This window comes from Neobacillus fumarioli NBRC 102428 (genome assembly GCF_001591485.1).
Classification (GTDB): Bacteria; Bacillota; Bacilli; order Bacillales; family Cytobacillaceae; genus Neobacillus; species Neobacillus fumarioli.
Map to the genome: position 1 here is coordinate 1 of NZ_BCUZ01000077.1, position 12572 is coordinate 12572.

Consider the following 12572-nt stretch of genomic DNA (forward strand, 5'->3'; position numbering starts at 1 on the left):
TGTATACTAGCATCAATGTTTATTTCTCTCGGAACCTATGCCCTAATATATGGATGGAAATTTGCAGTTGCGCTTGTTTATCTGTTGTTCGTTCATGAAATGGGTCATGCTTATGCTGCTAAAAGGATTAAACTACCTGTAAGCCCAGCAGTGTTTATTCCCTTCATGGGTGCATTTATCGGCTTAAAGGAAATGCCCAAAAGTGCAAAAGATGAGGGGTTCTTAGCTTACATGGGTCCTTTATTTGGCCTTTTATCATTTTTACCTGCTATCCCTTTGTATCTATTTACACATGAGCCGTTTTGGGCACTATATTGGGTGCGGTGATCAATTTATTTAATTTAATCCCTATTACTCCACTAGATGGCGGAAGAATTGCTGCTGGTATTAGCACAAAACTATGGGGATTAGGCATCATACTGTTACTAACCTATTCTGTTATGCATATTAGTTTCATGGGGTTCTTAATCGTTATCATCGGTTCAATGGAATGGTACAAATTATATAAAAAGAAAAAAAGTTTAAATAGTGACAAACGCGAAGTTCAGCAACTTGTACTATTAGTTGTTCAATTAAAGCAAGAAGTCCATCATTTAGAATTATTTCAAGAGATTTTAAGAAAGGCTCAAAGAAAAATTTTGAATAAGGAGATAACGGAGATATTAAATAAACTTCATTCAGAAATCGAAAAAATAAAAAAGGATATTTACCTTCAGCAATTAACAGGTACTCTTGCCTTTAGTGAACAAGTTTGTAATGACTATCAACAAGTTGTTGATGGCATTCTCAACCAATTGGAAGAAAAGGTTTTAAAGTTTAAAAAAGAAGTACAGACGACGGAAACATATTATAAAACGGATAAGAAAACGAAAGTGCGATTATTTACAATTTATATTAGCTTGGTTATTGGTCTGTCCCTTAGTTATTATTATGGAAATGAAATTCTTATCAATCATCCAGAAATACAAAAAGTGCTGAATAAATGAAAACAACATTAATCCATACACTTAAATCCTTCGATAAATGAAATAGGCCATTAAGTCAATAAGAACCTAATGGCTTTTTCCTTTTATGTTTAAACACCTACATTTCCAATCTGTCTTCCAGTAAATTGGCTATTATACAAATCAGCATAGAATCCGCCCTTTGCAAGCAGTTCTTCATGAGTTCCTTTTTCAATGACGGTACCGTGATTCATGACCAAAATCAAATCGGCATCCCGAATGGTTGACAGACGGTGAGCAATAATGAAGCTTGTGCGTCCTTTCATTAAATGGTTCATTGCTTTTTGAATCTGAACCTCTGTTCGTGTATCCACACTGCTGGTTGCTTCATCAAGAATCAGAATAGCCGGATCAGTGAGAATTGCCCTGGCAATGGTTAATAACTGCTTCTGTCCTTGTGAAATATTGGAGGCTTCCTCATTTAAAATCGTGTCATAACCTTCCGGCAAAGTGCGGATAAAATGATCAGCATTTGCCGCTTTGGCTGCTGCAATAATTTCTTCTTCAGTAGCTCCTTCTCTTCCATATGCAATATTATCACGGATCGTGCTGTTGAACAACCATGTATCTTGCAATACCATACCAAATAAACTTCTAAGGTGTTCCCGCTTCATATCCCTCGTATCGACACCATCAATAGAAATCGTGCCGTCGTTTACTTCATAGAAACGCATTAATAGATTAATAAGCGTCGTTTTACCAGCACCCGTCGGCCCGACAATCGCAACCCGCTGGCCTGGTTTGACGTCAATATTCATATCCTCGATTAATGGTTCATTTTCTGCATAACCAAAGGAAACATGAGAAAATTTCACTTCTCCTTTAGGCGAATCCAGTCTTATAGCAGCTGCCTCCGGAATCTCTTCTGTTTCATCCAAAATCTCAAATACCCGTTCTGCGCTCGCAATGGTAGACTGAATAATATTGGCAATATTCGCCGTTTGGGTAATGGGCTGCGAAAATTGTCTCGCGTATTGAATAAAGGCTTGAATATCACCGATTTCAATCGCTTTTTTTGTGACCAATAATCCTCCTGCAACCGATACTAGTACATAGCCGATATTATTGATAAATGACATTATCGGCATTATCATCCCGGAAACAAATTGCGCTTTCCAGCCTGATTGGTAAAGCTGTTCATTGATTTGTTCAAATTTGGCAATCGATTTCTTCTCATGCCCAAACACTTTAATCACCTTGTGTCCGGTATACATTTCCTCTACATGGCCATTTAGCCGGCCAAGAGCGGCCTGCTGTCCTTTAAAAAAGCTTTGCGATTTTTTGGCAATACTGGCCGTAGCGATAAAGCTAAGTGGAAGTGTGACTACTACAATCAAGGTCATTAACGGGCTGATGGAAAGCATCATGACAATAACACCAATTAACGTAACAATCGACGTAATGAGCTGTGTTAAGCTTTGCTGTAAGGTAGTGCTGATATTATCAATATCATTTACCGCTCGGCTTAAGATTTCCCCATGTGTCCGGGCATCGAAATATTTTAATGGCAGCCGGTTCAATTTATCGACAACCTGTTTCCGTAATTGGTAGACAGTCTTTTGCGCCACTCCTGCCATGATATACTGCTGGATAAACGAAAAAGCAGCACTTAACACATACAATCCGATTAATAATAGGATGATTTGACCAATATACACAAAATCAACTTTGGCACCGGGAATACCCTTTACCTTCATCATCAATCCTTCAAACAATTTGGTTGTCGCCTTCCCCATTATTTTTGGACTCACAATTGAAAACACCGTACTGATGATAGCGGTAATGAAAACGGAAATCAGCTGTACTTTATACGGGAGCAGGTAGCCGACTAATCGTTTTAAGGTCCCTTTAAAGTTCTTTGCTTTTTGGACGGGCATGCCCATGCCCATCGGACCAAACCCTCCACCGTGGCGCCTCGGACCAGGCATGTGTCCAGTGTTGTGATGTTGAGATTCTTTACTCATGCAATCTCCTCCTCGGACAGCTGCGACATGACAATTTCGCGGTAAACAGAACATGTTTCCATCAGTTCTTTATGTTTGCCAATCCCTGCGATTTTACCTTCGTCCAACACAATAATCTGATCGGCATCCATGATCGTGCTAACCCGCTGGGCGACGATTAACACAGCGGCTTCTGCCGTCTCTTCCTTTAAAGCAGCACGGAGCTTGGCATCTGTTTTAAAATCGAGTGCAGAAAAACTATCATCAAAAATATAGATTAAAGGGTTTCTGACAAGCGCACGGGCGATGGAAAGCCTTTGTTTTTGTCCACCAGATACATTCGTTCCTCCTTGGGCGATCATAGTAGCAAACCCATCCGGCATATTGGAAATAAACTCAGAAGCTTGGGCAATATCGGCGGCATGCTTTACTTCATCATCGGTTGCCTCTTCTTTGCCATACCTGATGTTTTCAGCAATCGTTCCGGTGAAAAGAACCGTTTGTTGCGGTACAAAACCAATTTTCTTTCTGAGTTCTTCTTGTGACATTTCCCTTACATCAACACCATCAATTAGCACCTTGCCACTGTCAACATCATAAAAGCGCGGAATCAAATTAATTAATGTTGATTTACCGGAGCCAGTACCGCCAATAATGGCTGTCACCTCACCCGGATTCATTTTAAATGAAATATTGGAGATCGCCGGCATCTCGGCACCTGGATACCGAAAAGCAACATCTTGAAATTCAACTTGACCCTTATGAGCGGGAGGTAAAACAGGTTTTGATGGATCTTGGATATCTGCTGAAGTTTCCAAAACTTCCGCAATTCTGGCCGCAGAAACTGATGCCCTTGGGATCATCACAAACATCATCGAAAGCATGAGGAAAGAAAACATTATTTGCATGGCATATTGAATAAACGCCATCATATCACCGACTTGCATATGCCCATTGCTAATCCGGATACTGCCGAACCAAACAACCGCCACTGTTGTGATGTTCATGACAAACATCATAATTGGCCACATGGATGCCATAATTTTATTTACTTTAATCGCTGTCCGCATTAAATCCTCGTTTGCATCATTAAACCGCTCTTTCTCATGATCTGTCCGGTTAAAGGAGCGAATGACTCGAATTCCGGTTAAATTTTCTCGTAAAACCCGGTTCAGTTTATCGAGCTTTACCTGCATTGCTTTAAAAAGGGGAATTGCTTTTCTTTGAATTGTGAAAATCGTAAGAATTAGAACTGGGATCGAAACTGCCAGCACAAGCGTTAGTTTAGCATCTTTGGTTAGAGCCATGATAATGCCTCCGATACACATCAACGGAGCCATAACCATCATCCGAAGCATCATCACTAGCACTTGCTGTACTTGTGTAATATCATTGGTCGTTCTGGTGATGAGCGAGGCGGTTCCCAATTTATCGAATTCATGTAAGGAAAAGTTGCTGACATGAGTGAAAATGCGGCTTCGTAACGATTTACCGAAGCCAGAAGCCACTTTGGCAGAGTAAAAGCTTGAAATGATGGCACAAATCATTTCACCTGCAGCAACCAACAGCATCAAGCCGCCTATTTTCCAAATATAATGAGTGTTACCCGTAACAACTCCTTTATCTACAATATCTGACATTAATGTTGGTAAATAAAGCTCTGCTAAAGACTGCAAGAGAACAAGAATAAGCACTAAATAAATGGTCAGTTGAAACGGCTTAAGGAATTTAGTAATCTTTAACAAGGATGTACCACTCCTTTGCGAGAATATAATTCAGAAAATAAAGAATTGGACTAACTAATTATATTCGCCATGATCTCTAAGGTCAATTCTATGACTTTCGTTTTATGTTCAGTAAAAAGACTCCCTGGATTGTAGAGAGTCTTTAATAACCTTATTCATTTGGCGCTTCCTCTGCTGCTTGTTTCCAAACAGCTATTACATTTCCGTTTTCGTTCTCATCTAGGATAAAGGAGCCGTTTGAATATCTGTCACTGTAACGAATATCTTCTGCCCTTAAGGTTTCAGTTTGACCTTTTTCAGTCTGAAGAGAAATCATATCTTGATCTTTCGCAACAACAAATCCCGCAATCCGATGAGGATTCGCTTTTAATTCTCTTAAGATTACAACTCCCCGTTTTGCCCGAGATGATTTTTCAAATTCAGATAATTTCATGCGCTTCACGGCGCCGCGATGAGTAGCAATGATAATCGATTCCTGACTGTCTGTAGTTAGAATCTGTCCGCTGATGACATAATCATCCTCTTTCAAATTAATACCTTTCACTCCTGCTGCCCGAATGCCGACAATGCTGATTTCTTCTTCGTCAAACCAAAGAGCATAACCCTTATGTGTAATGAGAAATACTTCTTTTGTTCCATCTGTCACATGGACATCCACTACCCGGTCATCCTCTTTTAAATTAATGCCAACTAGCGGTTTAGAGTATCTCTGGGCCTGATACTGCTTTAATTCCGTTTTCTTAACCATACCGTTTTTCGTTATAAAGATAAGAAATAAATCTGCAGCAAAGTCATTCACCGGAACAGCCTCGATAATTTCTTCATCTCTTTCAATTGGAACAAGGTTCGCGATATGCTGACCAATGTCCTTCCAGCGAATATCAGGCAGCTCATGAACGGGACAATATAAATAATTTCCTCTGTTTGTAAACAGCAGCAAGACATCCTTTGTATTCATGTCAAGCTGAGCAAGCAGACGGTCGGATTCCTTCATCGCTAAGTCCTGCCCATTAGAAGCAGCAAAGGAGCGCTGACTTGTCCGCTTTACATAGCCTTGCTTTGTTACCGTAACAATAACATCTTCACTAGGAACCATCACTTCTAAATTGATTTTCAATTCTTCAATTTCCGCTTCGATTTTTGATCGGCGTTCATCGGCAAACCTTTTTTTCATTTCTCTTAATTCTTTTTTTATAACAGAGAACAGCTTTTTCTCACTTGCTAAAATACTGGTCCACTCTTCAATTTTCTTCGCCAATTCCTCCGCTTCATTTCTTAATGCGGTGATATCGGTATTGGTCAGGCGATAAAGCTGTAAGGAAACAATTGCTTCTGCCTGTGGTTCGGTGAAGTCGAATTTGGCGATTAAATTATCTTTTGCGTCACGCTTATCCTTTGATGCCCGGATAGTAGCGATCACCTCATCAAGAATCGATAAAGCTTTCATTAAGCCTTCAACAATATGCTGGCGTTCCTTAGCTTTGTTCAGTTCAAATTCTGTTCGTCTTGTCACGACATCCTTTTGATGTTCAATATAAGCGTCAAGCAGTTCACGTAAGCCCATCTGTTTTGGCCGCTTATGGTGAATGGCCACCATATTAAAATTATAGGCTACCTGAAGGTCGGTGTTCTTATATAAAAAGTATAACACCCCTTCCGCATCGGCGTCTTTTTTCAGCTCGATCACAATCCTAAGCCCTGTACGGTCTGTATCATCACGGATTTCCGAAATTCCTTCTACTTTCCGGTCCAGTCGGTATTCATCCATTTTCTTAACGAGATTTGCCTTATTGACTTCATAAGGAATTTCGGTAATAACGATCTGCTGCCGGCCGCCCCGAATCTCTTCAATTTCCGCCTTTCCGCGAATGATAATTTTTCCTTTACCAGTTTCATAGGCCTTTTTAATCCCGGCTATCCCTTGAATGATCCCTCCAGTTGGAAAATCAGGTCCTTTTATTACAGTCATTAGTTCATCCACTGTAACATTGGGGCGATCCATTTTCATGATAACCCCGTCAATGACTTCACCAAGATGGTGCGGAGGAATTTCCGTAGCATAACCGGCAGAGATCCCTGTAGACCCATTTACCAGCAAGTTTGGAAACATCGCCGGCAAGACGGTTGGTTCCTTTGTCGTATCATCAAAGTTCGGAATAAAGTCAACCGTATGTTTTTCAATATCGCGCAATAATTCGGCGGAAATAGCAGATAGCCTTGCCTCGGTATACCGCATTGCTGCCGGCGGATCTCCATCAACACTTCCGTTATTCCCGTGCATCTCAATAAGAAGATTGCGCAGCTTCCAATCTTGACTCATCCGCACCATTGCTTCGTATACAGAAGAATCACCGTGCGGATGATAATTGCCAATGACATTACCAACTGTTTTCGCTGCTTTCCGAAAACCTTTATCATGGGTATTCCCCTCGACATGCATAGCATATAAGATTCTCCGCTGAACGGGCTTAAGACCGTCCCTGGCATCAGGCAGGGCCCGATCTTGAATGATGTATTTACTGTATCTGCCAAAACGGTCGCCAAGAACATCTTCCAGCGGAAGGTCGCGAAATTTTTCACTTGTACTCATTATCAGCAGCCTCCCCGGAAATTGAAATATTTTCATTCTCTAAAATCGTGTCATCCTCTTCTAATCCAAATGCTACATTATTTTCGATCCATTTGCGGCGCGGTTCGACTTTATCACCCATAAGGGTTGTAACTCGTCGTTCTGCCCTTGCCGCATCATCAATTTTGACGCGGATTAACGTCCGGGTTTCCGGGTCCATCGTTGTTTCCCACAATTGATCCGCATTCATTTCACCAAGACCTTTATAGCGCTGGATGATATAGCCCCTGCCCACTTTTTTAATAGCAGCCTGGAGTTCTTCTTCATTCCAAGCATACTCAATGGTTTCTGTCTTGCCGGTTCGTTTGCTGACTTTATACAAAGGCGGCAGGGCGATAAATACTTTTCCTGCCTCGACAAGCGGCTTCATATACCGGTAGAAGAAGGTAAGCAGCAAAACTTGAATATGCGCGCCGTCTGTATCAGCATCCGTCATGATAATAATCTTGTCATAGTTAATGTCTTCAATGTTAAAGTCAGAACCGACACCGCCGCCAATGGCATGAATAATCGTGTTAATTTCTTCATTTTTAAAAATATCAGCGAGCTTCGCTTTTTCGGTGTTGATGACTTTACCTCGTAACGGCAGAACAGCTTGAAAGCGTCGGTCACGCCCCTGCTTGGCAGAACCCCCTGCTGAATCCCCCTCAACTAGATACAGTTCATTTTTTTGCGGATTCCGGGACTGAGCAGGTGTTAGTTTGCCGGAAAGAACAGTTTCGGGGCGTTTCCGTTTTTTCCCGCTTCGTGCATCTTCTCTTGCCTTTCTCGCTGCTTCGCGTGCTTGAAAAGCTTTAATCGCTTTTTTCACTAGGAGGGAACTGATATCAGGATTTTCTTCTAAAAGGTAGGATAGATGTTCGGAGACAACGGAGTCGACAGCAGATCTTGCTTCACTCGTTCCTAATTTACCCTTTGTTTGCCCTTCAAACTGGAGCAGCTCTTCAGGAATTCTGACAGAAACAATGGCAGACAATCCTTCACGAATATCTGCACCATCCAGATTTTTGTCTTTTTCCTTCAAGAATCCTGCTTTGCGAGCATAATCGTTAAACACTCTTGTCATGGCTGTTTTTGCTCCGGCTTCATGTGTACCGCCATCTTTTGTCCGAACATTGTTGACAAAAGAGAGCACATTTTCGGAATAACCGTCATTAAATTGAAAAGCAAATTCTACTTCAATCCCATTTTGACTGCCTTCAAAGCTAACAACAGAATGAAGGACATCCTTCTCTTCATTTAAATAGGCAACAAAGGCTTCTATTCCATTCTCAAAATGAAACACTTCATGAAGACCATGACGCTCATCAATGATTTCAATCTTTAAACCTTTTAACAAAAAGGCAGATTCCCTTAATCTTTCGCATAATGTTTCAAAATTAAAAGTAGTCGTCGAAAAGATCTTTGGGTCCGGCTTAAAATGGATAGTTGTTCCCGTTTGATTGGTCTTTCCGACTTTCTCTAAGGTTGAAACAGGCTTACCTCCATCCGCAAAACGCTGTTCATAAATAAAACCGTCCCGCTTGATCGTAACAGTTAACCATTCTGATAGGGCATTGACAACAGACGCGCCGACGCCGTGAAGTCCGCCGCTTGTTTTGTATCCGCCTTGTCCAAATTTTCCTCCGGCATGCAGGACCGTTAAAATAATTTCTGGTGTTGGTTTCCCCATTTTGTGCATCCCTGTAGGCATGCCACGCCCTTTGTCTGCGACACTGATGGATTGATCTTTGTGTATTTTTACAATGATATGATCCCCAAAGCCGGCAAGCGCTTCATCGACTGAATTATCCACAATCTCATATACAAGGTGATGGAGCCCCCGAGAATCCGTGCTGCCAATATACATACCTGGACGCTTCCGGACAGCTTCAAGTCCTTCCAACACCTGTATGGCATCTTCATTATAATCAAATGCTTGCTGATTTCTTGCCACTAAAATTCCCCTTTCATTTTCTCCAAAAAACAACCTTCTATTTCACTTTATGCTGAAAGAGAACGAATGTTTGCGATTTTTATTTTACCATACATTCTCAAATCGTCTATCGTTTATTTTAGCGATTTATTTTGATTTGGCAAATATGAACTCAAGACATGTAAAAAATCTTATGGAAGGTTTTGGTGAAAAACAAAAAAAAGCTGCTTTAGGATAGCAGCAGCTATGTAGATCAAATGTTTACTTTGTTAATGCGTGCATGACTTTGATGCAGCGGTCCATAATGACTGTATAACCCTTATCTTTTAATAATTGATAGGCTTCTTCATTCACTAACCCCTGCTGGGCCCAGAAAACATCCGCATCCACTTCAAGAAATTCTTTTGCAACATCTAATAACTGCTCAGAGCGGCGGAATACATTGACAATATCGATATGTCCTTCGATCTCTTTTAAAGAATGGGCAGCCTTGACACCTAATGCCTCATCTATCGTCGGATTAACCGGAATGATTTCATACCCTGCTTCTTGCATGACTTTGGAAACTTGATAGGATGTTCGGTCAGGCTTGTTGCTTAAACCAACTACGGCAATTCTTTTCGCCTTTTTTAAAATAGTACCAATTTCTTCAAGACTTGGATTTTCAATCGCCAAAATGATCCCCTCCAAAATGGTTTATTACCTATATTGTAACTGTTTCAGAAAAGAATACACAAGAAAATGGTTCGGGAAAGTTGCAGCTAGAGTATAGTAATAAACGAAAAAAGGGCCGGATGTACCGGCCAATTATTTCACTGCGATATTTTTGTCATGTGAAACGTTTAATGCGGTCCAGGCTGTTTGATCCCCAAATGCTCTTGACCAGCTTGCAACCCCAGCTAAGTCATATTTTGCTGCCAATTCTGCCCGTTTTTTCAGTGACATGTCATCTTCAATCCAAATTTTATAAATTGCATGTTCATTCTTTGCATCATATTCTGCATAGTTTTGTCCGCTTGACTTATCCAATGTAGGCATTAAGCCCCTTTTCGTAAGCCATTCTTTTGTCATATCCATTGAAAGCGCCTTTGTGGTAATTTTCTTGGTCCCATCCGCATTTGTTTGTTCCTTCCACAATCTCGAGTATAATGGGACACCCAGGATTAACTTATCATGAGGAACTTCTGTTAATAAATGTTTCAGGTTCCTTTCTACCCATGGTAGACTTGCTGCACTTCCTTCACCGGTGGCCGCACTTGTATGCTCATCATAGGCCATGACAATTAGATAATCAGTAACTTGCGAAAGCTTTGTTCGTTCATAAAACGACGACCAGCTATTATGATCTCCGGTAGCAAACGTAATATCCATTGAAAGGAGCAAGCCTGCCTGATGGAAATACGGGGCCGCCTCTCTGATCAGCTGCGTTACAAGCGGACCGTCTTCTTCACTTACGTTTTCAATATCAAAATTAATCCCCTGAAGCTGATAACTTTGACTGAAATGAAGCAATTGCTGGATGATGGATTGACGGGTTTTAAAGTTTTTTAGCGCTTGATACGTCAGTTCCGGGTCAAAAGAATTGGACATAACTCCCCATACTTGGGCCCCTTTTTGGTGTGCCCATTTACTGTATTCAACTGAAGCCCTATTCTTTAATAATCCCTCTTTATTGGAAATGGAAAACCATGTCGGTGCAACGACATTCACGCCAGGCATATTCGGTATTTTGGACACATCGGGATTTTTATTATAAACGGCTTCCCATGTTAAATGAACGGGACCATTTATTTTCGGCAGTTTAAACGGAGTTGTCTTTTGTGCTATATGAATGGTCACATTTCCTTCCGTTTTCACCAAATCTTTTTTGATATAGCCGCTGATTCCATTTGCTTTTCGAACCAGATCATAACCGTTCTTTTCTTCTTCAATGGTAACAGCCTCATTATTTTTTACATCTGTTGTATAAGGACTTCTAACACTTGGGGACACCCTTAATCTCAGCCAGTCCTCTCCTCGATCATTTGCTGCTATTTTACCAGTACCATATGCCTGGCCATCTTTTTGAATCCATATGGCATTCATCTCCGGCAATTTTTTATACTGAATTGGATAAAAGGCTAGAAGCGAATCAAGGGAAACATATACTTCGCCATTCCTGGTCATCACCGGCTGAAATTTCACTTGAATTGGCCTTTGATTGACATAAAAAGTAAGAGCTCCAATCGGCATTTGTACTACTTTATCTTTTGTTGTGATAATAACGGACTTCGATTGTTCATCGAAGGTTATGGCATTGTCAAATTTGTTCTTCAAAAAATTGAAAGGAACAAACACACGATTATCTTCTATTAAAGCATTCCCTTGCTGCGCCCCATGATATAAAATCGGGTTTGCCCCATGAAAATATGTTTGTTTCACATTTGAGGCAAATGGATAGAATAATAGAATGATCGCTACAAGGACGATTAATAATGCGGTGAGCAATCCCCAAATAGCGCGCCTCGGGGATAAATGCTGTTTTTTAATATATTCAATTTTCGCCATTCACTCTTCCTCCCTTTGTCTATCCTAAAATAACTTTTGAAAATTGGAAAGAAATTTATCTTAGGTCTTGTGAAAAGAAATCTTTTAATTGCCCTTGTTAAAAGCAGGATGGTGTTTTTTACATTATTCCATGGTAAAATAAAGACACTTGATCTTTCTATTAAAGGAGAAGTTTTAATGCTTAAAATAGTCATCATCCTGATCCTGGCTTATTTGCTTGGTTCCATCCCTTCCGGTTTAATCGTTGGAAAAGTATTCTATAAAACTGATATACGTAAACATGGCAGTGGAAATCTCGGCGGGACCAATACGTTTCGGACACTTGGAGTAAAAGCGGGATTTGCGGTAACCTTAGCTGATATCTTGAAAGGAACATTAGCAGCTGCACTGCCAACTCTATTTCATCTACATATGAATCCACTGCTTCCTGGTATAGTATCGGCAATCGGACATATGTTTCCGCTTTTTGCCGGATTTCGCGGGGGCAAGGCAGTTGCTACTTCCGCAGGTGTTGTGTTATTCTATGCGCCTATTTTATTTATCACTGTTTTAGTTGCCTTTTTTATCAGTTTATTTATTTCAAAATATGTTTCGTTATCTTCAATGATTGCGGGAATTGTTGCCATTCTGTACGTAATCATATCCGGATTGGTACAAAAATGGGACATTCCGCTTTTAATTGCAATTATTCTCCTCGTTACATTTATTTTTTACCGTCACCGGGCCAATATTAAAAGAATCATGAATAAAACAGAGCCGAAAATTAAGTGGCTTTAATAAGAAAAGCGC

The 12572-nt window shown here is 40.6% G+C and carries 7 protein-coding genes and 1 pseudogene; 2 read left to right on the top strand and 6 right to left on the bottom strand.

What is annotated here, in order from left to right; all coding sequences use genetic code 11:
• Window positions 1–501 (top strand): annotated as a pseudogene (locus BFU02S_RS17135) (site-2 protease family protein); the annotation flags it as partial.
• Between the two features lie 574 nt (window positions 502–1075).
• Here the strand turns inward: BFU02S_RS17135 and BFU02S_RS11245 are convergent.
• From BFU02S_RS11245 to BFU02S_RS11270, 6 genes are all read right to left on the bottom strand, one after another.
• On the bottom strand, window positions 1076–2968 hold the full coding sequence (locus BFU02S_RS11245) for an ABC transporter ATP-binding protein (protein ID WP_066370544.1): 1893 nt from the start codon (window positions 2966–2968) through the stop codon (window positions 1076–1078).
• The gene (locus BFU02S_RS11250) at window positions 2965–4692 is read right to left on the bottom strand and encodes an ABC transporter ATP-binding protein (RefSeq protein WP_066370545.1); all 1728 of its coding nucleotides are present in this window, start codon (window positions 4690–4692) and stop codon (window positions 2965–2967) included. The genes BFU02S_RS11245 and BFU02S_RS11250 overlap by 4 nt, the downstream gene beginning before the upstream one ends.
• Before the next feature lie 151 nt (window positions 4693–4843).
• A complete protein-coding gene (gene parC, locus BFU02S_RS11255) occupies window positions 4844–7282 on the bottom strand; it encodes a DNA topoisomerase IV subunit A (protein ID WP_066370547.1) in 2439 nt (812 codons plus the stop codon).
• Entirely contained in the window at window positions 7269–9257 is a 1989-nt protein-coding gene (gene parE / locus BFU02S_RS11260) for a DNA topoisomerase IV subunit B (protein WP_066370558.1), read from the bottom strand. Before parE ends, parC begins: the two co-directional genes overlap by 14 nt.
• A gap of 240 nt (window positions 9258–9497) precedes the next feature.
• On the bottom strand, window positions 9498–9905 hold the full coding sequence (locus tag BFU02S_RS11265; RefSeq protein ID WP_066370560.1) for a CoA-binding protein: 408 nt from the start codon (window positions 9903–9905) through the stop codon (window positions 9498–9500).
• Between the two features lie 138 nt (window positions 9906–10043).
• Window positions 10044–11783 (bottom strand): glycosyl hydrolase family 18 protein, encoded by a 1740-nt coding sequence (locus tag BFU02S_RS11270; RefSeq protein WP_066370550.1) that lies wholly within the window; start codon window positions 11781–11783, stop codon window positions 10044–10046.
• Between the two features lie 177 nt (window positions 11784–11960).
• On the opposite strand from BFU02S_RS11270, the gene plsY reads away from it, so the two are divergent.
• The gene (gene plsY, locus BFU02S_RS11275) at window positions 11961–12560 is read left to right on the top strand and encodes a glycerol-3-phosphate 1-O-acyltransferase PlsY (RefSeq protein ID WP_066370552.1); all 600 of its coding nucleotides are present in this window, start codon (window positions 11961–11963) and stop codon (window positions 12558–12560) included.
• Window positions 12561–12572: the final 12 nt, after the last annotated feature.